We start from the raw sequence: 24228 nt of genomic DNA on the forward strand, positions 1-24228 counted from the left end.
TCAATGTGTCCGGTTTCTAGAAGCGGAAGGTAACCGCGCCCGAATATACCTGGCTGGAGACGTCCGACCGACCGACCGTGGAATCGGCAGATAGATCAAACGAGATGTTACCGGCGTTGTACCGCAAGCCGACGCCGACTTCGCCCCAGTTTTTATCAGCATTTACCAGCTGGAACGGCACCACTGCGCCATTTCCGCCGACAAAATTTGCGGCAAATGCATTGGGATTGTCCATGAACTCGTGGACATAGTTCATCGAAGCGCGCAGCTGCAATTTATTGCCCGGCTTCGATTTGAATTCCACGCCTGCGAGGCCCTGGATACTGGCATAGTCTGGCCGAATAATCGCCAGGGCCGGTCCGCCGCCTTGTTCGCTAACATTGCTGAAATTGATCTTCGCTGCCCGGGCACGGATACCCGGAGAAACGATTGATTCAAGAAGATCCAGTTCTTTCGACAATCCGATTTCGGAACCGAACACCAGGCTGTCATCGTCGGTCGTCAGGCCGAATGTCTGTGCACCAAGCGTCACGTTGCGCAACGTTTCGACATTATATGTACCCAATGTCACCCGCGCATCCAGTATCAGGTCACCAAAGGTCTTGCTGCGACCGTAAACGGAACCCATGATGGCTTTTGATTGCGCGGTGTTGCCCAATGCCACCGTGGCATCGATGTCCGAATAATATGCAGACAGTCCGATGAAGGACGACTCGTCGAGATAATATTCGATGCCACCGGAGATGAAGAAGCCGTCAAATTCATCTTCTCCGTCGGCACCGGCACCCGGATTGCTGAGCGGCATCGATCCGCCATCACCGTTCACGTATCCGCCGGCAAGATAGACCGCCATGTCTTCATTGACGCCGCCGGAGCGCATTACAGTATCATCGGCGCTTGCAGCTGCATCGCTCAGGACAGCAGAGCCGTTCGCGACCATGCCACCCAAAGATGCTGCGGCCAGTTGCATCGGACGACCGATAACGGCCACCGTACCTCCGTTCGAGGAACGGTCCGCCATGCTGATTCTGTTCTGGTGCAAACCGGCAACATTGCCCAACATCCCGCGACCCATGGACTGGACCGTCGATTCCGTAGTCGGCGCCCAGCTGTTGAAAGTGGACTGAATGGTTGCCGCATCCGCGAAGTCCAGAACAGAGAACAGACCGGCAGTGGCAACGTTGCCGCGATTGCGGTCCATCAGCGCTGCATAGCTAACCTGCAGAGGGTCCGTTCCATCCACGACATTCTGATAGCTCTGCGCGCTCACTGTCAGATCGACCGCGTTTGCGCTGTAGATAAGCTCGGAAAGCAGGACGGCCGATACGTTTGCCACGCCATCGAACTGGCCGGTCACCCCGCCATCCGCCGTTAGAATGCGATAGGTGCTCGGGGTCACCGTCTGGAAACCGGAAACCGGACCCAATCCGACATTACCACCAAGGTTCGCTTCACCGGTCACGGCCAGCAGATCGGAATTTCCGGTTGCTCCAAGGTCGGCAAGAACGGTTGATCCGGAAGCCAGAATCAGATTTCCGTCAATCGTCAACGTGCCGATGGTACCCATCGTGCCCGGAGCGATGCCCCCCGCGATGCTGGTTACAAACGGAGCATTCACCGTACCGGTGCCCGAGAGCAGCCCGGAAAACAGTGTGTAGTCATAGGCGCTGGTCAACATGCCATTGACTGCAACACGACCACCCGTCTGGTTGCCGTCGTTTTCGAGAGTCAGGCTACCGGCACTATCGATCACGAGCCCGGCCGCTCCGCCAACATTCAGACGATCGATCGTCCGCGCGCTGCTCAGGGTTGTCGTGCCAGCCTGATTAAGCGTCACTTCGAAGTAACGCCGTCCTGCCAGGATGCCGTCTATATCGGAATCCACGTTGTCTGGAATGAAGTCGGTCGCTCCGGCTAGCCCGTTTTCGATGGTTGGCGCCGGTTGCGGATCGCCAGGCGCGTGGGGCTGCTCTTCAACGGCTTCCGGTCCGCCATCGGAAGAAGCGAGGGCGACCGGTGTTGCACCGCCGCTGATCGCGACATTCTCGACCAACGAAGCGCCACCGCTGATCGCGACATTTTCAACGATCATGGCTTCGCCACGGATCGCAGCATTGGCAGCGATTGTTGGCCGTCCGGCGGAAGCGACTTGCGAAATAACCGCAGTAGCCTCTGCTTCTGCAGATGCTACAACAACCGGAGACGCGTTTGGAACCCGTGCTTCGCCAATATTGGAAGCGGGTGCTGGCGTCGGAGCCGAACCTTCCCGCGCGGGAGGAGTCGCATCACCCGTCGCAAGATCCTGGCAGCCATCACCTGGATTAGCGCCTTCTGGATCAAAACAAACTTCGCCAAATTGAGGACTGTCACCAGTACGACCCGCTGATTGTGTGCCAGGGAAACCGTTTACGACATTACCGTCCGCGTCGATGATCCGATAGGCAGGGTCGAGATCGCTCTGCCAGTGGGTTGCGTCTTCCCATGCGCCATCGCCAGCTTTCGCGCTGACATAGCGATAGGGATTCGTGGCCGCGATATAGTCGGCGAAGAGAAACAGTGGCTGATAAAAGCTTTCCGTGCCGTAGGAACTGAAGACCTGAGGCCCAAAGAACCGCGAACCGCCGGAAAGAACCCCGATCTGGAGATCTTCGTCCGAGAGGCTGTTGTTGGCGGCATCGAGAATCAAGGGGCCGCCGGAGTCTCCGCCTGCCGTCGTTGCTTCCCGAACACGCGGCTCATCTTTGTAAAGATTGAAATCAAACGGGTTTGTCTTGTTCGGATCGTCAAAGTCCAGACGATAAAGAACCTGCGGGAGATCACCGAAAGGATCGCCAAAGAGGAACTGGTTACGGTCATCAAATGACGTCAGCGAACCGAGCATGTTTTCGGCTGCACGGCGGCGCCAGTCGATGCCCTGAGACGCACCGGTCGTGCCGCTACCTGACCGGCCATAGCCTGTTATGTTTACGTGATAGCCGGTGCCGTCTTCGTCGCTGATCGCGTCGGGCGTCGGCAGCGGCGAGAACAGCAATGCCCAGGTCGGAATATCCCGCGCTGGATCATCAAGAGCAGCGAGTGCGATATCAGCTTCGAGGAATCCAAACGCATTCGGATCTACGAGGGAATCAGGATGATAATAGATCTGGCTGATGTTGTAGACAAACAGATCGGGGTTTGATGCGAAGCCGTTGTTGATCCAGTCAACAAATCCGGGAAGCGCATTGTCATCGAAGGAGAATGCAGAGCGAAGGCCATTTTCGGAGAAATCGCTCTCGAGGTTGCTGTTAACACAGTGAGCAGCAAACAACACAGTACGAGGATTGATCAAGGTACCGCTGCAGACAAAACCGTCATTGCGGAAGAACATCCCGACGCCGTTTGCGCCGGTTTCATCAATAATATCGGTAGGGGTGAAATTATCGTTGGGCACAATCGCATGAACAGGGGTTGCCAGAGCGAGAGTAGCTATTGCCCCCGTTGCTGCGGTCCGCAAAAGTACAGATTGTGTGGCTCGTCCGAAGTTCTTGATCATGGAATAATGTCCCCTAAAATGCCCAGCCGGAATAGACTCAAGTTATAGCTTTGCGTGATTTTTCCAGCCGAATCAAAGCGAAACTTATTCAGGACATTAATATAAGGTGAAGAAACGGCGGTTTTCCGTGACTTTCTTCAAAGGGGAGCCATGACTTTCGTTACAGTTGTGATTATTACGCAACAGTTATTGGCCAATTTCGGCCATTTTTCGCCGCCACCCCGTTACATTGACGGGCGGCGGCGATAATTCGATTCGGTGGACGAATTCTATCTCGTCCACCGACTGTTATTATGTCCTGGCTCAATCTTTCTGTGCAATTTCGAACAGGAACCAGGCGCGTTCTTCGGCCTGATCGGTCCAGTCGTCGAGCAGGCCGTCGGTCGCATTGTCGCCCGCTTCGCCGGCGAGCTCCTTTGCGTCGCGCAATTTTGCCACGAGTTTGAGATTGTCCGCGCGCAACTCGGCGAGCATGTCCGACGCCGCGACCTTGCTGTCATCATTATCGGAAAGGCTCTGTCGTTTGGCGATATCACCAATGGAAGTCAGGGTGCGATGCCCGTTTTTGCGAACCCGTTCTGCAATCAGGTCGGTGGTGCCGAGTATCTGCGCGGCATGTTCGTCAAACATCAGATGATAATCACGGAAATGCGGCCCCGAAACGTGCCAGTGGAAATTTTTGGTCTTGAGATAGAGCGCGAGACTGTCCGCCAGAATGCCGTTCAGTGCTTCCGCTACCGCCTTTTTTGCATTGTCCCCGGTGGTCATTGTCTTTCTCCTGTTCATTTCAATATGGCAAAGAAATACGCGCGCCCGGAGTGGCTTTCCAACGGGAAATCTGGTTGTCACAGATTGAGGATATCGATCAACAGGGCCTGAGTGAGCAACTGACTGACTTAGTCAGACAATTCCCCACGCGCTGAGCGCCAATATGCCGCCGACCAACAGGAACGCAGCGCCCCCGACGAACCGGACCTTGGCAATCGGAATCGCATCGGCCAGCCGCCGCCGCAAGAGAATAGCCGGCACACAGGCAATCATCACCCCGACCCATCCACCGGCTGCCGCAAATAATGCCATATCCGTCCGCGCGGCGGTGGCAGCCAGGATGAACTGGCCCTTGTCACCAAATTGCAGGATGAACAGGCCCAGAAACGAAGTCCAGAACGGCCCAAGACTCCAGTCGTCGAGCAGGTCGGTCGGTCGTCGCCAGGCCACCATGCCGATTCCGGCAAAGATCAGGGAGAGAGCGTAGAAAAGTTGCAGGGGGTCTTCGCTGATCCACTGGTGGACCGCAGATCCGGCCACCGCGGAAATCGCGCAATTGCAGAGCGTTGCCAGACCCAGTCCCCAGAGGACAGGGGATACACGGCCATATCGGATTGCAAGAGCGGCGCAGAGAATCTGGGGGCGGTCGCCAAATTCGGCCAGGGCCATGGCGAAAAGCGAGGTTAGAAACGCATCCACTATTCTATGCGGCTAAGGCTGGCCGCCAAGACGCAGCGCCACATTGGCCATCAACGCTTCGGTCATCGCCGGGCTGATCTCTTCGCAGTCGAGAGTCGACCGCATTGCTTCCAGATAGAAGCGTACAACGGTTGTAGCGCCACCGTTTGTGATGGCAGGCTGCAGGGCAGCTTCCAACGCACAGCTCAGATCATGGAGAGCGGTCAGATGATGTTGGGTAGCCTTTTGCCGGACATGGTCCAGATGCATCAGAAACTGCACCGGATGCCGAACTATCAGTTCCGCCGGCAATTCGTCGAGCAAGGCATGCATTTCTGCCTGTACGAATAGATTCTGATCATGGTTCATCGCAACTGCCCCTGTTCCAGTGATATCATAGGAAAAACATGGTTAAGAACAGGTAAACGGCGCGGCGTTTTTCGGCAGAATAGCGGCGCAGGCTTTTTCTTGACATTGGCTGGCATTTTCACCATTAGCGCGGGAACGGATGCGGCGCCGATGCGTCGCTGTTTTTATTTCAGCTTCTGCCTTAAGGAATGCACCATGGCGAAACCAGCCAATGTAAAGATCAAACTCGTCAGCACGGCGGACACAGGCTTTTTCTATGTAACCCGCAAGAACCCGCGGAATCTCACCGAGAAAATGGTGCAGCGCAAATATGATCCGGTTGTTCGGAAGCATGTCGAATTCAAAGAAGCCAAGATCAAGTAAACCGCTTTTGATCCGACTTTAACGGTGCAGAACCTTCTGCACCGATTCGATGAATTTTGCGACTGATATCGGCTTGGAGACATAGGCTTCGGCCCCGGCGCTCAATATCCGGTCTTCATCTCCCTTGCCGGCATAAGCGGTCACAGCCATGATCGGTATGATCTTGAGCTGAGCGTCTTTCTTGATCTGCTCGATCAGCTCCAGGCCGCTGACATGCGGCAGCTGGATATCCATGACGATCAGATTCGGCACGAAACTGCGCGCCTTTTCGAGCACCTCGCGACCATCGCTGACCGGCTCGACGACAAAAGCATGGGCCCGCAGCAGGTCGCAAAACAGCTTGAGGTTCAACTCATTGTCCTCGACCACCAACACTCTTTTTGCCACGACCGGTTTTGCCCTTTCAAACTTGTTGCCGACCCATTAGGCGAAAGCGGCAATGGAAACAAATCCCAATCTCGGACCCGATGCCGACATCATCGCCTTGCAGGCGCTCGGCTGGGTGCTGCAGGACCAGGACCGCGCGGAGCGGCTGCTCGCTTTGACCGGACTGGACCCGCGCGAACTCAGGTCAGGTCTCGAGGACCCGACGATGCTGGCGTCCTTGCTCGGCTTTCTCGCCAATCACGAACCCGATCTGATTGCCTGTGCAGAGGCCATTGGTATCGCACCCGATAAACTGGCTGCCGCCGCACATCATCTTAACGCCCCCGGAGATTTTTATGAGTAACAGGCCCCTTCTGATCAGCGATTGCGACGAAGTCCTGCTTCATATGGTGGTGCCGTTCCAGCAATGGCTGGACAGCGACAAGCACATCCATTTCGATCTCGAGAACGGGAGCAATTTCGCGGAGGCGTTGCGCCACAAACATGATGGGACTCAGGTCCTGCCCGAGCAGATCTGGCCGATGCTGAAGGAATTTTTCGACACCGAAATGTATCGTCAGGGCGCAATAGAAGGCGCGGTAGAGTCGATCAACAAGCTCGGCGAAGTCGCCGATGTCGTCATATTGACCAACCTGCTGGATGATCGCCGCGAAGCGCGGGCGGAACAGCTCAAGGCCGTCGGCATCGATTTTCCCGTTTACACCAATCAGGGCGGCAAAGGCGAACTGCTGGCCAATATCCTCGAGGAATTTGAACCGTCGGTCACCGTCTTTGTCGACGACCTCGGGCACCAGCATGGCAGTGTCGCCAAACATGCGCCCGATGTCTGGCGATTGCAGATGGTCGGCGAGCCGATCCTGGCAAAGCATATCATTACAAATCCGGCCGCCAATGCGCGTATCGATCTTTGGGGAGACGCTCTTTCCTGGATATCCGACAAATTTGAAAATGCCGAACCGGCTCCGGCGATGGACCTGTCATCGCAAGAGCTTGACCCCGCCAACCATGCATGAGAGATTTGCCTTATGACCGATAATATTGAAAGCGCCCTGACAGCCAGGGGCATCGAGCTGCCGACACCCGCTGCTCCGGTAGCCTCCTATGTTCCGGCGGTTGAAGCGGGCGGCTTGCTCTATATCAGCGGCCAGGTCTCGATGAGTGATGGCAAGTTGATTACCGGACGGCTGGGAGACGACATGTCTCTCGAAGAAGGCCAGCAGGCCGCAAAGGCCTGTGCCTTGATGATCGCGGCCCAGATCAAGAAAGCGGCCGGATCGCTCGACCGTGTCGACCGGATTGTAAAACTCGGCGTCTTCGTCAACAGTACGGCGGAGTATACCGACCATCCCAAGGTCGCCAATGGCTGTTCCGACATGATGGCGGTGATTTTTGGTGCTGGAGGACAGCATGCCCGCAGCGCGGTCGGCGTTTCGTCATTGCCGCTCGGCGTTGCGGTCGAGGTCGACGCCATAATTGCCCTGAAACCCGAGTGATCGCGGCGCTGCTGGACAATCTGCTGGCGCCTGCCCCGGCGCCCGAACGCGTAGCGTTCCTGAAGGGCCAGCCTTATGCCCATCGCGGTCTGCATGGCGATGGCGTGCTCGAGAATAGTCCCGCCGCCTTTGAAGCCGCGATCAAACTGGGCCATGGAATCGAATGCGACGTCCAGGCAGCCGAGGATGGCCGCGCCTTTGTCTTCCACGACTATGAGCTGGACCGCCTGACCGCTCAGAGCGGCGCGATCGGGAGATTGCGCGCCGACGATATTGACGGAATCCAGCTGAACGGCGGGCATGGCAAGATACCGCGCTTGCGCGAAACGCTGGCGCAGGTTGCCGGACGGGTGCCGATCCTGATCGAAATCAAATCGCGCAACATGCTGGTTGGCCCGCTATGCCTGTCGGTCCGCCGGGCGCTGGAAGGCTATGGCGGCAAGGCCGCGGTCATGTCTTTCAACCCGCTGGTCGGCGCGTGGTTTCGCAAGAATGCAGCACATGTCGTTCGCGGGCTGGTGGTCACCGAGGAGGATAGCAAGAACTGGCGCGGCCGGATCGCCCGCCATCGCAACCTTTGGACAGCGCAGCCTGATTTTCTGGCTTACGACATCCGCGACCTGCCCTCCCGCTTTGCCGCTTCGCAGCGGGTCCGCGGATTACCGGTGGTGACCTGGACGGTACGGTCGGCCGATCAAGAGAAAAGCGCGTCACTATATGCCGACGAACCGGTTTATGAGTTGCCGCAAAGCGGATAGTATCGATCCCAATGTCCGATTCCCCTGCTGCTACCGAAATTCACGCCCGCGTTGCCGATGACATCGCCAGCCTGCCGGCAGACCAGTGGGACGCCTGTGCCGGGTCAAACAATCCGTTTGTTTCCCATGCATTTCTGTCCGCGATGGAGCTGTCGGGAAGCGTCGGCCCGGGCACCGGCTGGAAATCGCTGCCGATCGTCATCGAAGACGGTGCCGGCGAGATCGCGGCCTGCCTGCCCAGCTATCTCAAATCCCACAGCCAGGGCGAGTATATATTCGACCAGCAATGGGCCCACGCCTTTGAACAGGCTGGTGGCCAATATTATCCGAAGATCCAGATCGCCGCGCCTTTCTCGCCAGTGCCAGGGCCTCGCCTGCTGCTGCGCGACCGGGCTCTGGCCGTGCCACTGCTGAAAGCAGCCGAACAACTCGCCCGGAACAACGGCATTTCGTCGGTCCACGCAACCTTTGTTACCGAGGACCAGCTAGACCATTTTCGGGAAGCAGGGTGGATGATCCGCACCGATAGCCAGTTCCACTGGCGCAACGACGGCTATCAGAGTTTCGACGATTTCCTCGCTGCCTTATCTTCCCGGAAACGCAAGGCTATCCGCCGGGAAAGGGTCAAGGCCCGGGAAGACGTGGAGATTGTTCATCTGACGGGGGACGATATTCAGCCCGAGCATTGGGACTATTTCTGGGAATTTTATCAGGACACCGGGATGCGCAAATGGGGCCAGCCCTATCTGACCCGCACCGCCTTTGACCTGCTGCACCAGAAAATGGCGAGCAAACTGCTGCTGATTTTTGCGATGCAGGACGGCATTCCGGTTGCCGGGGCGCTCAACGTCATCGGCGAAGAGACGCTTTACGGGCGCTATTGGGGTTGCACGCGGGAAATCCCGTTTCTGCATTTCGAAATTTGCTATTATCAGGCGATTGACGCGGCCATAGCGCGGGGATTGAAGACGGTCGAAGCAGGGGCGCAGGGCAGCCATAAACTGGCGCGGGGCTATCAACCGGTGCCGACCTGGTCAGCGCATTATATCGTCGATCCGGGGTTTAGGTCGGCGATCGCCGACTATCTGGAACGCGAGCGGCAGGCAGTCGCTGCCGACATTGAATTTCTGGCCGAAATGGGGCCGTTTAAAAGACCGAATTCAGCTTAAGCGGCGCGGCGTGTGTTGTCTTGCAACCAGCTGCGCGCTTCCCGCTGCGCTTCGGCAATTTCGCGCGCTGTCATGTCCAGCGAAATTTCTGCGCGGCAGACCTTGCTTTCGTCATGGCCGGACAAGGCCGCCAGATTAAACCATTTATGGGCTTCAACCAGATCAACGTCGACGCCCTCCGATCCGGTCGAATAGATCACACCGAGATCAAAATATGCATTGCTGCTGCCTTTTGCTGCGTCCGAGAGGCGGCTCTCTATCAGAAAGGCCGCGCTTTTCATGCTGTTGCCCATATTGTCAGTCCCTGTTTTGTTGCCGCAAGTAATGGCGACGGGACGACTTTCACCGCAATTTCCTAAAGGAATGGTTAACGCGAATTGCGGAAAATTAAGCATATCGCGGAAATGCGCCACGATTTCGCACCGATCCACGCGATTGCATGGTTAACGAATCGGTGGCGCAGCCCCTATGAAACGGGGATATTGTCGATCAGACGGGTTCGGCCGATATGAGCGGCCGCAAGAAGACGGGCAGATCTTGTAAAATCATCCAATAAAGCCAGCGTATCGGCGTCGCGTAGTTCGAAATAGTCGACTTTGTGAAATCCCGACCGCAGTAATCGCGCCTTTGCGTCCGACAATATATCAGCAACAGGACTGCCCGCTGCTATCGCTGTTGCAGCTTCCTGCATCGTTTCGGGAAGCGCAACCGCATCGGCTCTTTCTTCTGCGGTCAGATAGGCATTGCGCGACGACAGCGCCAGTCCATCGGCGTCCCGAACGGTGGGCACTCCGACGATTTCATGGGAAAAATCAAGATCGCGCGCCATCCGCCGGATAACCGCAAGTTGCTGATAGTCCTTCTCGCCAAAAAAGGCGGCATCGGGCCGGACCTGATTGAACAATTTGGCAACCACCGTGGCGACGCCGTCGAAATGGCCGGGACGCGCTGCCCCGCAGAGGCCGTCGCTGATCCCGCTCACGCTGACATTCGTGGCATAGCCGGGTGGATAGACCTGATCAGCGGTTGGCGCCCACAGCAGTTTCACGCCCGCAGCCTCTAGCAGGGCAGCATCGGCGGCTTCCTGACGCGGGTAGGCATCTAGATCCTCACCCTCGCCAAACTGGGTCGGATTTACGAAAATCGAAGCGATCACGGCATCGCATTGGCTCTGCGCCACTTCGACCAGCCGCATATGTCCGGCGTGCAGCGCTCCCATTGTCGGGACCAGACCGATTGTCAGCCCCGCTGCGCGAAACTCCGCCAAGGCATTGCGCAACGGATCTAGCTGTCGAACAATTTGCATGGAACACTCTTTGCGTTTAGATTTTTCTGTAAAGCTCTGGTAGGCTATGCGACGATGAACAGCCCTTCGCAAGGGCCAAGAACAGGGATAGAAACCAAAACGTGACCAGCAGCGCGCACCATATCGTCTTTGCCAATGAAAAGGGCGGGACCGGCAAGTCGACCACCGCCGTACATGTTGCGGTGGCGCTGGCCTATCAGGGCCACAAGGTCGCGATCATCGATCTCGATCCGCGCCAGCGGACATCCTATCGCTATCTGGAAAACCGCGACGCGACGATGAAGCGGCTGAATATCGATATTCCGCAGCCATTCTATGATGTCTTCGACGGGGACGATCTGGCGGGGCTCCAACAGCTGATCGAGCGGATGTCTGCGGGGGTTGATTTCCTGCTCTATGACACGCCCGGCCGCGATGACAAATATGCCCGCTATGTTGCAACCCGAGCCAATACACTGGTCACGCCGATCAATGACAGTTTTGTCGATTTCGACCTGATCGGGCAAGTCGACCCGGAAACCTACAAGGTCCGCAAATTGAGCTTTTACGCGGAACTGATCTGGGACGCGCGCAAGGAACGGGCCAGAGTCGACGGCAATACGATCGACTGGGTGCTGTTGAGAAACCGGACCCAATATGTCGAAGCGCATAATATGAAGCGGATCGTTGCCGCGCTGACCGAATTGTCGCGGCGGGTTGGGTTCAGGATCATCCCGGGCCTCAGCGAGCGAGTCATTTATCGCGAGCTTTTCCCTTCGGGCCTGACGATGCTCGACAAGAAGCATCTCGGCCGTCTGGCAACAAGCCATCTGGCGGCGCGTCAGGAATTGCGCGAACTGATCAAGCATCTTGCCCTGCCGCAATCCGCGCAGCAGCTGCCGGATAACGACAAGCCTGCCCGCTCCAAGCCACAGCTGGTGGCCTGACCGATGGTGCCATTGCTCATATTCGGCGGCGCCATTCTGGCCTGGCTGGTGTTGTCGGGCAAGGCAAAGACGATGACTCCCAACCAGTGGCTGGCTCTGGTGATGGCGCTGGTGGGTGCGAACTTCCTGCGCGGCGGCGGATGGATCATGGGCGGAGCGATGATTGCCGGCGCGGCTTTTCTGAGCGGCTGGCGGATATTGATACCGGCCCGCGACGAAATCGAGGAACCGAAGCGCAAGCCGCGCAATTTTGAACTCGACCGGGCCCGATCGCTGCTGGGCGTAAGCGATAATGCCGGATTTATCGAGATCAACGCCGCCTGGAAGGAACGGCTGGCGGAACATCATCCCGACAATGGCGGGGACGAGCATCTGGCACAGATGATCAACCGCGCGCGGGACCTGCTGCTGGAAGAATTGGAAGCATCCGGACGCCGGTAACCACGCCCGCCCGGACCGACGGAAAGACTGGATTTATAGGCATTTGCCCCTTACAATCGGGCAAATCCAACAATCCGGGAACCCCATCATGACTTCACCCCCCACACATGATTTTCACCCCTCTTCGCTGCGTGAATATGATATTCGCGGGATCATCGGAGAGACGCTGGGGGAAGAGGATGCCTATGCTATCGGGCGGGGTTTCGGGACGTTGATTGCCCGCGACGGCGGCAGCGCGGTCGCCACCGGATTTGACGGACGCACCAGCTCGCCGATGCTCGAGGACGCGCTGATCCGCGGTCTCAATGATGCCGGAATCAATGCCGTTTCTGTCGGAATGGGCCCCACTCCGATGCTTTATTATGCCGAATCCGTACTGGAATCGGTCCAGGGCGGCATAATGATTACCGGCAGCCACAATCCTGCCAATTATAACGGCTTCAAAATGGTGTTTCAGGGTCGGCCGTTTTTCGGAGCGGATATCCTGAAACTCGGAACCATGGCGTCAGAGGGTGACTGGGATAGCGGCAGTGGATCGGTGGAGCGGATCGACATCATCGACGAATATGTCGAACGCCTGCTGAAGAATTTCACCGGCGGCGCGTTCAGGGTCGGCTGGGACTGCGGCAACGGCGCCGCCGGGCCGGTGATCGAGAAACTGACAAAACTGCTCGCCGAGCGCGGGGCCGGAGAACATCATCTTCTCTACACCGAGGTTGACGGATCTTTCCCCAACCATCATCCCGACCCGACGGAAGAAAAGAATCTCGAGGATCTGAAGGCGCTGGTCGCCGAAAAAGGGTTGGATTTCGGCGTTGCGTTCGATGGTGACGGCGACCGGATCGGCGCGATTGACGGCGAGGGCCGGGTGATCTGGGGTGACCAGTTGCTGCAAATCTTTGCCGAGGACGTGCTGAAAAGCGAACCCGGCGCAACCATCATCGCTGACGTCAAAGCGTCGCAGGCTTTATACGACCGGATCGCCGAGCTCGGCGGAAAACCGCTGATGTGGAAGACGGGCCACAGCCTGATCAAGTCCAAGATGAAGGAAACCGGCTCACCGCTGGCCGGCGAGATGAGCGGCCATGTATTTTTCAAACATGATTATTACGGTTTCGACGATGCGCCCTATGCCGCCATTCGCCTGATCCAGGCGGCGGCCAATATCGGCAAATCGGTCACCCAGCTGCGCAGCGACATGGTCGAGATGATCAACACGCCGGAAATGCGCTTTCAGGTCGATGAAAGCCGCAAGTTCGCGGTGATCGACGAAGTCCTCGAGCGACTGTCGGCCAGCGGGGCGGAGGTGAACGATACCGACGGTGCGCGGGTCAATACCGAAGACGGCTGGTGGCTGCTGCGCGCCAGCAACACCCAGGATGTACTGGTTGCCCGGGCCGAAGCGAAATCGCATGACGGACTGGACCGGCTGATGGCCCAAATTGACGAGCAGCTGGCACTGTCGGGGCTGGAGCGCGGCGAGCAGGCGGGGCACTAGCTCCCGGGACGGTCCGGTGCAAACCGGCTGACCTTTGTCAGATCAAGGTTGCGCCATTGGTCGCCGGACCGACCGACGAGATTACGAATATTGCCGAGCAGAACATGGCGGCGATACCGGCGGCGATTTCCTGACGCAAAGTGAAGCGGGGCATGATATTCTCCTTGGGTTGAATTATGTTATGCGATCAGTGACGCACTATTCTGAACAGCGGGACCGACGCTTGCAGCGACGAGAACGGCAGCAGAGATAACAGCGGCGAAAGCGGCGGCGACATGGTTCTGGATATTGATGTTCGACATTTTGTAATTCCTTCACGGTTTAAATTTGGGCTTCGCAATATCTGTCAGCGAAGATGGGAATAGCTTTGCACAGTGCGTGCCAGTTCTTATCTTTCGCTGTTTTACAATGATTTAGGCGTAATTCTGAAAAGAGCTGCCAACATTCGATCCCGACTGTTGGGAAATTTCCCCATGTGTTGGTCCGGGAGCTCCCACCGGCGCTCGGCGAGGTCGGCTGATCCGGGGCGCGTGACAAATCCGCCGATCTGCTGATAATGGGTGCGAATGACGGATGAAATTCCTCAACATACGCTTGCTGCCTGGAAAGACTTTCCCGATGCCCTGGCTGAAAGACTGATCGCACTGCGGCAGCTGGTGCTGGAGGTCGCTGGTGACAATCCGGCGATCGGGCCGCTGGAGGAAACGCTCAAATGGGGTGAGCCGGCGTTTCTGACGTCGGCCACCGGAGCGGGAACGACGATCCGGATCAACCGTCACAAGAAGCGTGACGACAAATATGCTTTCTATGTCCATTGCCAGACCGATCTGGTCGAACGCTATCGGCAGCTATATCGGGACAGGCTCAATTTTGACGGCAATCGTGCGGTTGTGCTGGATGTCAAAGACGAGCTGCCGGTCGAGGCGATCCGCCATTGTCTTGCCATGGCCCTGACCTATCATCTGCGCGATTCCGGCCAGGCGGCCCGTTCTCGCGCCGACCCGGTCAATCCCCGGCCTTGACGATCTCGCTCTTGTCCTGGTGCATTTCGGAGAAAATCCCCCAGATCGCGATAAACAACGCCGCGACCAGCGGGCCGATCACGATGCCGTTTATGCCGAACAGCTGCAACCCGCCAAGCGTCGAGATCAGCACCACATAATCCGGCATCCGCGTATCCCGGCCGACCAGAATCGGCCGTACGAGATTGTCGGCCATGCTGATGAGGAACACGCCGCAGAGAACCAGCACCACAGCCTCCCAGATAGCGCCGGTGATAAACAGGTAGAGCGCGACGGGAACCCAGACAAAGCCGGTGCCAATCGCCGGGATCAACGAGAATATCCCCATCAATACCGCCCATAGCAAGGCGCCGCGGATATCTAGCGCCCAGAATACCAGACCGCCGAGAGTGCCCTGGATGATCGCGATGATCAGGCTGCCCTTGATCGTTGCACGGATCACGACGAGGAATTTTTCTCTCAATATTTCCCGCTTTTCCGCGCCCAGCGGGATGATATCCTCGATCCGTTCGGCCAATGCGCGCCCGTCGCGCAGCAGGAAGAAGGTCAGGTACATCATGACGCCAAGGCTGAGCAGAAACTGGAACGCCCCCTGCCCGACGCTCAGCACCCGGCTGACGAGAAATTCGAGAATCGCGGAAATCGACTGTTCGATCTTTTCCCTGATCCCGGCAAAATCATCATAGCCATAAGCCGCCAGCTGGGTCTGCATCCACTGGGGAAGCGAGGATTCAAACGCCTCGAACACCGCGCCGAAATCGATTTCACCGTCCTGGATCCGCGAATAGATGCTGGCCGCTTCCTGGGCCAGGGCCATGCCGAGCAGGATCGTCGGTACCACGACCAGCAACAATATCAGGAGCAGCGTGATCACCGCAGCCAGATTGGTGCGGCCCGGCAGATAGGACAACAGGCGCTCGTAGACCGGGCGGAACAGGACCGCGACAACAACGCCCCAGACGATAGCGCCGAAAAACGGTTCGATCAGAACGCCAAATGCCAATGAGATTATCACCAGAAGCGTGATCAGAAATCCCCATTCGACACGCTTTTTCGATGTTTCCCGATTGTCCATAATATGTCGCTCTTATTGGGTCCGCTCGCGCAACCGCGTTTCACCTTATTTGGCCAGCGGATACGGGAATATTGCAGGGCGGGCAAGGATCAGACGTCATTGCCAGTCGGGATTTCTACACTATCTATAGTGTTGCGGGAGCGCGAGAGCGTATCGGCGGGAGGTAGAACGGAGCAATATCAGCACAATGGCCGACGACAATATCCCGCCGATTCTGGCCGACTGGTTTGCCTCGCGCGGATGGGCGGTGCGCAAGCACCAGCTGGAAATGCTCGCGGCGGCCCGGGCGGGACGCCACGCCCTGCTGACGGCACCGACCGGGGCGGGCAAGACGCTGGCGGGCTTTTTGCCCACGCTTGTTGATCTGGTTGAAGGCGAGCAAGAGACATCCGTTAGCCCTGGGCCCGCCGAAGGGTCGATTGCGCCAAGGCCGGTGCTTCGACAGGCTCAGCACGAACGGCATGATCTCCATACGCTCTATATCTCGCCGCTCAAGGCGCTCGCGGTCGATGTCCAGCGCAACCTGCTGACGCCGATCGAGGAAATGGGCCTGCCGATCACGGTCGAGACCCGCAGCGGCGATACGCCGGCCAGCCGCAAGGCGCGCCAGCGGGTCAAGCCGCCGCAGATTTTGCTGACCACCCCGGAATCGCTCAACCTGCTGCTCAGCCAGCCCGAAAGCCTCACCCTGTTCGCCGGTCTCAGGCGGGTGGTGATCGACGAGGTCCATGCCTTCGCCACCGGCAAGCGCGGCGACCTTCTGGCTCTGTCGCTGGCGCGGTTGCAGAAGATTGCGCCGGAGATACAGCGCGTCGCACTCTCGGCGACGGTGGCCGAACCGGATGATTTCCGCGCCTGGCTGGCGCCTTATGGCGATATCGACAGCGTGAAACACGTACTCGGAGCGGAAGGTGCTCCCGCGGACCTGTCGATCATGCTGCCCGAAACGCCCGAAGGCGATCCGGTGCGCGTGCCATGGGCGGGTCATGCCGGGACCTATGCGATCCCGCAGGTGATGGAGCAGATACGCAGGAACCGGATGACCCTGGTCTTCTGCAACACGCGGTTTCTCGCCGAATTCACCTTCCAGAAGCTGTGGGATATCAACGAGGATAATCTCGCGATCGGCGTCCACCACGGCAGCCTGTCGCGCGAGGCGCGGCGCAAGGTGGAAAACGCCATGGCGTCAGGGAAGATGCGGGCGCTGGTCTGCACCGCCTCGCTCGATCTCGGGGTCGACTGGGGCGATATCGACTGCGTTATCCAGATGGGCGCGCCCAAGGGTTCCTCGCGGCTGCTGCAGCGGATCGGCCGCGCCAACCATCGGCTGGATGTGTCGTCCCGGGCGCTGCTGGTTCCCGGCAACCGCTTTGAATATCTCGAGGCGCAGGCGGCGCTGGATGCGGTCAATGAAGGGCGCCGCGATGGTGAGCCGTTTCGCGCCGGAGGGCTCGATGTGCTCGCCCAGCATGTGATGAGCTGTGCCTGCGCCGGACCGTTTCAGGAGGATGATCTGCTCGACGAGGTGCAAAGCGCCCTGCCCTATAGCGCCCTGTCGAAGGAGCAGTTCGAGCGGGTGCTCAATTTCACCCGCGACGGGGGCTATGCGCTCAAGGCCTATGACCGGTTCAAGCGGTTGCGGCGGGATGCGAAGGGCATCTGGACCCTGACCCATCCGAAATTTGCCGCCCAGCACCGGCTCAACGCGGGGATCATCGTCGACGGCGCGATGATGAATGTCCGCTTCAAAAATGGCCGCAATCTCGGCAAGGTCGAGGAAGGCTTTGCCGCGATGCTGTCGGTCGGCGACACGTTTTTCTTCGCCGGGCTGAGTCTCGAGCTGATCAAGATGGATGCCAGCGATGTGATCGTCCGCGCGGCCAAGAAAGCCGCGATGATCCCGAGCTATGGCGGCGCGCGGCTGCCGCTTACCACCCATTTGTCCGACCGGGTGCGCGCTTTCCTGACCGACCGGGCCGGCTGGTCGCGTTTTCCCGACGATGTCCGCGAATGGCTGGAGATGCAGGACCATCGCTCGGTCATGCCCGAACCGGGGCAATTGCTGGTCGAGACCTTCCCGCACAAGAAGCTGCATTATATGGTCGCCTACAGTTTCGAAGGCTGGAACGCGCACCAGTCGCTCGGCATGCTGCTTACCCGGCGGATGGAGGATCGCGGGCTCAAGCCGGTCGGTTTTGTCGCCAATGATTATGCGCTGGCCTGCTACAGCGTCGAGCCGGTCACCGATCCCCGCCCTTTGTTCAGCGCCGACATCCTGGAGGAGGAATTTTTCGACTGGGTCGAGGGATCGCATCTGCTCAAGCGCGCTTTTCGCGAGGTGGCGGTGATCAGTGGGCTGGTCGAGCGCCAGCATCCCGGCAAGCGCAAGACCGGCAAGCAGGTGACCTTCTCGACCGATCTCATCTTTGACGTATTGCGCAAATATGAGCCGGATCATCTGCTGATGCAGGCGGCCTGGGCGGACGCGAGGGCACGGATGACCGATGTCGGCCGGCTCGGCGACCTGCTCGACCGGGCGGCGGACTCGATAATCCATGTCGAGCTGGAGCGAGTCAGCCCGCTCGCGGTGCCGGTGCTGGTGATGATCGGGCGCGAACATGTGGCGCAGGGGGCGACCGACGACGCGCTGCTGATCGAGGCGGAATCGCTGATCAACGAGGCGATGAAAATCGACTAGAGGTCCGTTCCGGTGGTGCCGGATTAGGAAGGACGGGGTTTTTGGCGTATAGTGGGCCCATGACCTGTCCAGCCATGCTGCTTCCGCTCTGCGCCTCGCTGTTCGCGAGCCAGCTGGCCGTGGCCATTCCGGTCGAACCGGAAACCGAAGCCTATATCGCCGATGCGATGCCCGAGCAGTTTCTCGACCCCGATGCAGAGCAGATAGCGATCGCACAGGACCAAGTCGAACGGATGACCGTCGCGGTCAGCATCGCCGAGGGCGGGCCTTATGATTTCATCATCGATACCGGATCGCAGCGCACCATATTGTCCAGAGAGGTTGCAGGCGCGCTGGCGCTCGACCTGGAGGACGAGGTCAAGATTGTCTCGCTGGCCGGCACGACCGTCGTACAGACCGTCTATGTCCCCAGCCTGACCCTGGGCAAGCGCAGCTATGACAGCCTGGTTTCGCCGATATTCCGTTCGGCCAATCTCGGTGCCGACGGCGTCCTCGGGCTCGACAGCCTGCAGGGACAGCGGATATTGTTCGATTTTGCCGCCAAGGAGATTTCTGTCGGCGACACCGGCGAGAAGCTGCGCAGCCGGTCGCTGCGGGAAATCGTGGTGACGGCAAGACGACGCTCCGGGCAGCTGATCTTCACCAATGCGACGATTGCCGGGGTCAGGACCAGCGTGATCATCGATACCGGCGGCGAATTGTCTATCGGCAACAAGGCGCTGCAAAGACGGTTGCGGCTGAAATCATCCGCGCTGCAGCAGACCAATCTGCTCGATGTCACCGGCCGCTCGGTAGCGGCCGATTATGGTGTCGCCGAAGAGCTGCTGATCGGGCGCGCCCGTTTTGGCGTGATCCCGATCGCCTTCGCCGATATCGCGCCGTTCAAGGCCCTGAAACTGGACAAGAAACCGGCGCTGTTTCTGGGCATGGACGCGCTGCGCAAATTCGACCGGGTGGCGATCGATTTCGCCAACCGGACAATCTATTTCCTGCTGCCGGAGGGAGTTTAGCGACGTTGTTGGTCGAGACCAGACAGGCGTTTATGCTATCCCTGTGGCAAGCCCCAAGCCGGAGCCTAAGCTGATGCGGCCCGGAGCAAACAGATCGGAGATAATATGTCGGCCTTTTTGATGAGCATGCCCCCCATTCTGGCATCCGCGCTGGCGCTCGCCTATCCCGTTCCGCTCGGCCAGCCGGTCGCGCCCGACAGCCTGACCGATCCCGTCGGCGAGATTGTCGGTATCGAGCAGGACCGCGCCAAGCGGATGACCGTGCCGGTCAGCATCGAAGGAAACGGCCCTTTCTCCTTTGTCATCGATACCGGCGCGGAGCGAACCGTGATTTCGCGCAAGGTCGCCGACAATCTGGCGCTGGAGGACGAGGAGCCGGCCAGCTTGATGAGCATTGCCGGCACCTCGACGGTCGACATGGTTTTCGTGCCCAGCCTCACGCTCGGCCGGAAAAGCTATGGCGGCCTGATTTCACCCGTCCTGTCAGCACAGCATATCGGCGCCGATGGCATATTGGGCCTCGACGGGCTGCAGGACCAGCGGATCCTGTTCGATTTTCTCGCCAACCAGATCATCATCGAGGATGCCGAAAATGCCCGCGACCTGCCCAGGTCGCGGGAAATCGTGGTGACCGCCAAACGGCGTTCTGGCCAGCTGATCTTTACCGACGCGACGATTGCCGGTGTCGAGGTCAACGTGATCATCGATACCGGAGCGCAGGTTTCGATCGGCAATTTGGCGCTGCAGAAACGACTGCGAAGACGCGCCAGGGAATTGGGTGATGAAAATCTGCTGATCGCGGTCACCGGAGAGACTCTGGGGGTTGAATTTGGCAGGGTCCGCGAATTCCGGATCGGCCGCGCCCGCTTCGCCAGTATGCTGGTGGCCTTCGCCGATGCGCCGCCGTTCGAGCGCTTCGGTCTGGGCAACAAGCCGACCCTGTTGCTCGGGATGGACGTGCTGCGCAAATTTGACCAGGTCGCGATCGACTTTCCCAAACGGAAAATCCATTTTCTCGCGCCAAGGGATGCCAGAGCCTATTTCAACTAGGCAGGCAATGGCCGGAGCGAATCCGGACCGGCCAGCGCGACGCGCTCCCGCCCAACCGTCCCAAAGTTTGTCAAAGTTTGGGCCAAGAACGGTTTTTTCGGCCATTGTTGGATAGAATATTGCGCGTGCCGGAAACGATATTTCCCACTCGTTGCACCCGCCTGAATCGCTTTTCCAAAAAAATTATGGATTAAACCGGCCCCCCGCTTCGTTCCCTCCACACACAGACAGGCATGCGCCGCCCGGGCGCATTGCCTGTTCTTCCAGGAGCGAACAAATATGCGTATTATTCTGACCTTGCCGATAATCCTCGCCGCCAGCCCTGCGCTCGCTCAGGATAGTAGCGAACAACAGAATGTCGGCCCGAAAGACGAAACACGGTTCCAGCTCTTCACCGGCGTTGACCATCTCGAAGGCGATGTCGGCGAAGGACTGGACTATGAAACCACCTTCGCCACCACCGGCGTGGCGGTGACCAAAGGCCGGTTCAGCGCGTCCGCCTCGCTCCCCTATATTTCCTCGACCGCTCCGCAGGAGGTCATCATCAACCAGGGCGGCCTGTTCGGCACGCCTCTGCTGGGCTCGAGCGGCACCCAGAACGGTCAGGTCAAGCGCGAGGGCATCGGCGACCTGTCTCTCAATGCCGCCTATCAGTTGCCCGTCTCCGGCGTGAACGCCAGCGTCGGCGCGTCGGTCAAGGTCCCCACCGCATCGCGGGAAAAAGGTCTCGGGACCGGCAAGGTCGACTATGGCGTCTCCGGCCAGCTTTCGAGGAAAATGGGCGCGGTCGTGCCGTTCGTCGGCGCCAGCTATACGATCATCGGAGAACCCGAAAATTTCGAAACGCGCAACACGCTTTCAGGAGCCGCCGGCAGCCATCTCCTGCTCGGCAAGAACAGCGCGCTGACCGCTTCCTATAGCTACGAACAGTCCGCTTCCTCCAGTATCGGCGACAGCCAGAGCATCAACATGGGCTTCGGCACCAATCTGACCCGCTCGGTCCGCATCGGCGTCGATGGCGCCGTCGGCCTGTCGGACGCCGCGCCGGATACGCGGGTCGGGTTGAAATTGCGGGTCGGAATTTGAGGGAGAGGTGCGCTTGTCTGGTGCTTTCCGGCAGCATAGTGGAGACGATATTATGACTCGCACGAAGACACAAAGCCACGAAGGCTAGAAAAATCCGTGTAATCCTCTGTATTATCGAGCCGCTTTGCGTCTTCGTGGTTTTGCGCGAGTCCGGATTGCGCTGATCGGCGCAACTATTCCCGAACCTCGATGGTTTCGCCCGCGCTAAGTCGCCACTTGCAAAGCAAAAACCGGCTCGACATCTCCACTCACCCACTGCGGATATTTGACCATCGTCGTGGCGAACAGCGGCGAGGCGAGATGCTCGCCTAGCCATTTCTGCAGCGCTGACAGAGGCAATTGGTCGAACCAGTCGCGGTCATTGTTGGCGAACTGGCGGACGAAGGGGAAGATGGCGTGGTCGGCCAGCGTGGGCTTCGCGCCCATTAGCTGGCCGGGTGGCTGGATCAGGCCGTCCAGCTTTTCGAGAAAGGCCAGTCCGGCAGCACGATGGTCGAGCGGGTCGACATTTTCATAGCGCGTGGGATATTTATAGCGGTCGAGCGCCTGTTTGAACGGGCCATCGGCCTGTGCGATCAGTTCGGATTCGGTCGCGCTGCCCTGCAACCAGCCTTGCGGGTCATTACGAGCCAGCGCCCAGTGCATGATCGCGAGACTTTCATCGACCACCTGTCCATCCGGCAGCACGAGCACCGGAACCGTGGCCTTGGGCGATGCGGCGATCATTTCTTCCGGTTTGTTGCGCAGCACGACTTCTCGCAGGCGGACCGGAGTGGCGCTGACCAGCAACGCCATCCGCGCGCGCATCGCATAAGGGCAGCGCCGGAAGCTGTAGAGGACCGGCAGGTCGGTCATTCGGTCCCGAGATGCTGCCGGCCGGCTGCGGCGGCTTTTTCGACCTGACGCTGGCGTTCGCGGTAGCGGGCGCGCTGTTCGTCGCTCCTCTGGTCGATGCAATGCGGACAGGCTTCGCCGGGAATATAGTCCGGTGATGCGCGGTCAGCAGCGTTGAGCGGCATCCGGCAGGCATAGCATTGGCCATAATCGGCTTCGCGCAATCCGTGACCGACGGCGACCCTCTGGTCGAACAGGAAACAGTCGCCCTGCCACAGGCTTTCGGTTTCGGGGACATGTTCGAGATATTTGAGGATTCCGCCCTTGAGATGCTGGACATCTTTGAAGCCCTGCGCCTTCACATAGGCGGTCGCCTTTTCACAGCGGATGCCGCCGGTGCAGAACATGGCGATCTTCGGAGCCTTCTGCGAATCCTGTCGCAATTTCTCCGAAAAATCGTCGAACCAGGCAGGAAAGTCGCGGAAGCTTTCGGTGTTCGGATTGATCGCGCCGTCAAAGCTGCCGATCGCCACCTCATAGGCGTTGCGCGTGTCGATCACGATCGTGTCGGGATCGGCGATCAGGTCGTTCCAGTCGGTCGGCTCGACATAAGCGCCCTTTTCGGTTGCGGCATCGACGCCCTCGACGCCCATCGAGACGATTTCCTTCTTCAGCCGCACCTTCATCCGCAGGAAGGGCATCGTGCTGGCTTCGGAATATTTGACCTCGAGATCGGCAAAGCGGGGCAGCGAGCGCAAGCCGTCGATCACCGCGTATATCGCGTCGGGCGCACCGGCAATCGTGCCGTTCATTCCCTCCCCGGCCAGCAATATCGTGCCTTTCAGGCCATGGTCTTCGCAGAGCGGGAGGACCTGCATGCGCAGCGCAGCAGGATCGTCGACCACGGCAAAATGATAGAGCGCGGCGACTTTTACAGGAGTTGGAGATTCGGTCATGGGAGCGCATATAGGGCGGACGGGCAGGAAATTCCAACCCGGCGACTTGCATCATCTGCGTGTTCATCGCATAGCGAGCCATGGTTCCCCTTCTGTTCGCCAATCACCGCTTTGATATCGTCGCGCCTGCGGCGCTCTACTGGCCGGCCAGAAATGCGCTGCTGGTGGCCGACCTCCATCTCGAAAAAGCGAGCTTTTATGCGCGTCAGGGGCAGATGCTGCCGCCTTATGACAGCCAGGCAACGCTGGCCGAACTGGCGGAACTGGTGGACGAAACCGGGGCGACCACGGTTTTCTGCCTCGGCGACAATTATCATGATGGCGAAGGCGAGGCGCGGCTCGAACCGGAGGCGGCGAGGCGGCTGGTGACGATGACCGGCGCGCTGGAGTGGGTCTGGATCACCGGCAATCACGACCGTGACGTAGCGGGCACGTGGGGCGGGCAGGTGGTTGACGAATGGACCGGCGAGGGGCTCGCGCTCCGCCACGAGGCCAGCGCCGACAGCCTATTGCCCGAGATATCGGGCCATTATCACCCCAAATATCGCGTTGCCGTGCGCGGCCGCCATGTTTCGCGACGCTGCTTCGTCAGAGGCCGCCATCATCTGATCATGCCCGCTTTCGGTGCACTGACTGGCGGCATGGCGGCACAGGATGCGGTGATCGAGGCCTGCGTCGGCGGTCCGGCCGAGGCGATTATCGGTCTCAAGCAGCAGCCGGTGCGATTCCCGCTGCCGTTTCGGGACATCGGCATCGAAAGGATCGATCAACCGCAGCTCGCATTGCCTCTGGCCACCACCGACCGCTGA

The 24228-nt window shown here is 59.0% G+C and carries 26 protein-coding genes; 15 read left to right on the forward strand and 11 right to left on the reverse strand.

Annotated features, from left to right (window positions below):
- Positions 1–16: 16 nt before the first annotated feature.
- The 4 genes from HUO14_RS13260 to HUO14_RS13275 form a co-directional block, all read right to left on the reverse strand.
- Complete coding sequence (locus HUO14_RS13260) at positions 17–3532, reverse strand: autotransporter domain-containing protein (protein ID WP_176280316.1); 3516 nt, start codon at positions 3530–3532, stop codon at positions 17–19.
- Between the two features lie 303 nt (positions 3533–3835).
- Positions 3836–4300 carry a Dps family protein gene (locus tag HUO14_RS13265; RefSeq protein WP_246255646.1) on the reverse strand — a complete coding sequence of 155 codons (465 nt, stop codon included), beginning with the start codon at positions 4298–4300 and terminating at the stop codon, positions 3836–3838.
- Between the two features lie 132 nt (positions 4301–4432).
- Positions 4433–4999: a TMEM165/GDT1 family protein gene (locus tag HUO14_RS16520; protein ID WP_176280318.1), complete on the reverse strand. Its 567-nt coding sequence runs from the start codon at positions 4997–4999 to the stop codon at positions 4433–4435.
- A 12-nt stretch (positions 5000–5011) separates the two neighbouring features.
- Complete coding sequence (locus tag HUO14_RS13275) at positions 5012–5347, reverse strand: hypothetical protein (protein WP_176280319.1); 336 nt, start codon at positions 5345–5347, stop codon at positions 5012–5014.
- 195 nt (positions 5348–5542) lie between these two features.
- Here HUO14_RS13275 and rpmG point away from each other — a divergent pair, with 195 nt between their 5' ends.
- Entirely contained in the window at positions 5543–5710 is a 168-nt protein-coding gene (gene rpmG, locus HUO14_RS13280; protein ID WP_066741431.1) for a 50S ribosomal protein L33, read from the forward strand.
- An 18-nt stretch (positions 5711–5728) separates the two neighbouring features.
- Here the strand turns inward: rpmG and HUO14_RS13285 are convergent, their stop codons facing one another.
- Positions 5729–6097 carry a response regulator gene (locus HUO14_RS13285; protein WP_176280320.1) on the reverse strand — a complete coding sequence of 123 codons (369 nt, stop codon included), beginning with the start codon at positions 6095–6097 and terminating at the stop codon, positions 5729–5731.
- Between the two features lie 52 nt (positions 6098–6149).
- Between HUO14_RS13285 and HUO14_RS13290 the strand changes: the two genes are divergently transcribed.
- Genes HUO14_RS13290 through HUO14_RS13310 form a run of 5 tightly spaced genes read left to right on the forward strand, consistent with a single transcriptional unit; the run spans position 6150 to position 9517 of the window.
- Positions 6150–6440 carry a DUF3572 domain-containing protein gene (locus HUO14_RS13290; RefSeq protein ID WP_176280321.1) on the forward strand — a complete coding sequence of 97 codons (291 nt, stop codon included), beginning with the start codon at positions 6150–6152 and terminating at the stop codon, positions 6438–6440.
- On the forward strand, positions 6433–7110 hold the full coding sequence (locus tag HUO14_RS13295) for an HAD family hydrolase (protein WP_176280322.1): 678 nt from the start codon (positions 6433–6435) through the stop codon (positions 7108–7110). Before HUO14_RS13290 ends, HUO14_RS13295 begins: the two co-directional genes overlap by 8 nt.
- A 12-nt stretch (positions 7111–7122) precedes the next feature.
- On the forward strand, positions 7123–7590 hold the full coding sequence (locus HUO14_RS13300; protein WP_176280323.1) for a RidA family protein: 468 nt from the start codon (positions 7123–7125) through the stop codon (positions 7588–7590).
- Positions 7587–8348 (forward strand): glycerophosphodiester phosphodiesterase family protein, encoded by a 762-nt coding sequence (locus tag HUO14_RS13305; protein WP_176280324.1) that lies wholly within the window; start codon positions 7587–7589, stop codon positions 8346–8348. The genes HUO14_RS13300 and HUO14_RS13305 overlap by 4 nt, the downstream gene beginning before the upstream one ends.
- A gap of 11 nt (positions 8349–8359) precedes the next feature.
- Entirely contained in the window at positions 8360–9517 is a 1158-nt protein-coding gene (locus tag HUO14_RS13310) for a GNAT family N-acetyltransferase (RefSeq protein ID WP_176280325.1), read from the forward strand.
- Here HUO14_RS13310 and HUO14_RS13315 read toward each other — a convergent pair.
- Both HUO14_RS13315 and panC read right to left on the reverse strand, forming a co-directional pair.
- A complete protein-coding gene (locus tag HUO14_RS13315) occupies positions 9514–9810 on the reverse strand; it encodes an SEL1-like repeat protein (protein WP_176280326.1) in 297 nt (98 codons plus the stop codon). The two genes, HUO14_RS13310 and HUO14_RS13315, sit on opposite strands and share 4 nt — an antisense overlap.
- 173 nt (positions 9811–9983) lie before the next feature.
- Positions 9984–10823: a pantoate--beta-alanine ligase gene (panC, locus tag HUO14_RS13320; RefSeq protein WP_176280327.1), complete on the reverse strand. Its 840-nt coding sequence runs from the start codon at positions 10821–10823 to the stop codon at positions 9984–9986.
- A gap of 101 nt (positions 10824–10924) precedes the next feature.
- On the opposite strand from panC, the gene HUO14_RS13325 reads away from it, so the two are divergent.
- The 3 genes from HUO14_RS13325 to pgmG all read left to right on the forward strand — a co-directional run bounded on the left by HUO14_RS13325 (position 10925) and on the right by pgmG (position 13688).
- Positions 10925–11749, forward strand: a complete 825-nt coding sequence (locus HUO14_RS13325) for a division plane positioning ATPase MipZ (protein ID WP_176280328.1) — start codon at positions 10925–10927, stop codon at positions 11747–11749.
- A gap of 3 nt (positions 11750–11752) precedes the next feature.
- Entirely contained in the window at positions 11753–12190 is a 438-nt protein-coding gene (locus HUO14_RS13330) for a J domain-containing protein (RefSeq protein ID WP_176280329.1), read from the forward strand.
- A gap of 88 nt (positions 12191–12278) precedes the next feature.
- The gene (gene pgmG / locus HUO14_RS13335; RefSeq protein WP_176280330.1) at positions 12279–13688 is read left to right on the forward strand and encodes a phosphoglucomutase/phosphomannomutase PgmG; all 1410 of its coding nucleotides are present in this window, start codon (positions 12279–12281) and stop codon (positions 13686–13688) included.
- A 179-nt stretch (positions 13689–13867) separates the two neighbouring features.
- Here pgmG and HUO14_RS16445 read toward each other — a convergent pair whose 3' ends face one another.
- Positions 13868–13990 (reverse strand): hypothetical protein, encoded by a 123-nt coding sequence (locus tag HUO14_RS16445; protein ID WP_281365411.1) that lies wholly within the window; start codon positions 13988–13990, stop codon positions 13868–13870.
- A 264-nt stretch (positions 13991–14254) separates the two neighbouring features.
- Between HUO14_RS16445 and HUO14_RS13340 the strand changes: the two genes are divergently transcribed.
- Entirely contained in the window at positions 14255–14710 is a 456-nt protein-coding gene (locus HUO14_RS13340) for a DUF1801 domain-containing protein (protein ID WP_176280331.1), read from the forward strand.
- Here the strand turns inward: HUO14_RS13340 and HUO14_RS13345 are convergent.
- Complete coding sequence (locus HUO14_RS13345; RefSeq protein WP_176280332.1) at positions 14694–15785, reverse strand: AI-2E family transporter; 1092 nt, start codon at positions 15783–15785, stop codon at positions 14694–14696. The genes HUO14_RS13340 and HUO14_RS13345 overlap by 17 nt on opposite strands.
- Before the next feature lie 187 nt (positions 15786–15972).
- Between HUO14_RS13345 and HUO14_RS13350 the strand changes: the two genes are divergently transcribed.
- From HUO14_RS13350 to HUO14_RS13365, 4 genes are all read left to right on the forward strand, one after another.
- The gene (locus HUO14_RS13350) at positions 15973–18483 is read left to right on the forward strand and encodes a ligase-associated DNA damage response DEXH box helicase (protein ID WP_176280333.1); all 2511 of its coding nucleotides are present in this window, start codon (positions 15973–15975) and stop codon (positions 18481–18483) included.
- Between the two features lie 59 nt (positions 18484–18542).
- Entirely contained in the window at positions 18543–19493 is a 951-nt protein-coding gene (locus tag HUO14_RS13355) for a retroviral-like aspartic protease family protein (RefSeq protein ID WP_176280334.1), read from the forward strand.
- A gap of 120 nt (positions 19494–19613) precedes the next feature.
- On the forward strand, positions 19614–20543 hold the full coding sequence (locus HUO14_RS13360; protein ID WP_176280335.1) for a retroviral-like aspartic protease family protein: 930 nt from the start codon (positions 19614–19616) through the stop codon (positions 20541–20543).
- Between the two features lie 279 nt (positions 20544–20822).
- Positions 20823–21629, forward strand: a complete 807-nt coding sequence (locus HUO14_RS13365; protein ID WP_176280336.1) for a transporter — start codon at positions 20823–20825, stop codon at positions 21627–21629.
- A gap of 204 nt (positions 21630–21833) precedes the next feature.
- Here the strand turns inward: HUO14_RS13365 and HUO14_RS13370 are convergent, their stop codons facing one another.
- Both HUO14_RS13370 and trhO read right to left on the reverse strand, forming a co-directional pair.
- Entirely contained in the window at positions 21834–22484 is a 651-nt protein-coding gene (locus tag HUO14_RS13370; RefSeq protein WP_176280337.1) for a glutathione S-transferase, read from the reverse strand.
- A complete protein-coding gene (trhO, locus tag HUO14_RS13375) occupies positions 22481–23419 on the reverse strand; it encodes an oxygen-dependent tRNA uridine(34) hydroxylase TrhO (protein WP_176280338.1) in 939 nt (312 codons plus the stop codon). The genes HUO14_RS13370 and trhO overlap by 4 nt, the downstream gene beginning before the upstream one ends.
- A gap of 80 nt (positions 23420–23499) precedes the next feature.
- On the opposite strand from trhO, the gene pdeM reads away from it, so the two are divergent.
- On the forward strand, positions 23500–24228 hold the full coding sequence (gene pdeM, locus HUO14_RS13380) for a ligase-associated DNA damage response endonuclease PdeM (protein WP_176280339.1): 729 nt from the start codon (positions 23500–23502) through the stop codon (positions 24226–24228).

It is taken from the genome of Parasphingorhabdus flavimaris (genome assembly GCF_013371215.1).
Lineage (GTDB): Bacteria > Pseudomonadota > Alphaproteobacteria > Sphingomonadales > Sphingomonadaceae > Parasphingorhabdus > Parasphingorhabdus flavimaris.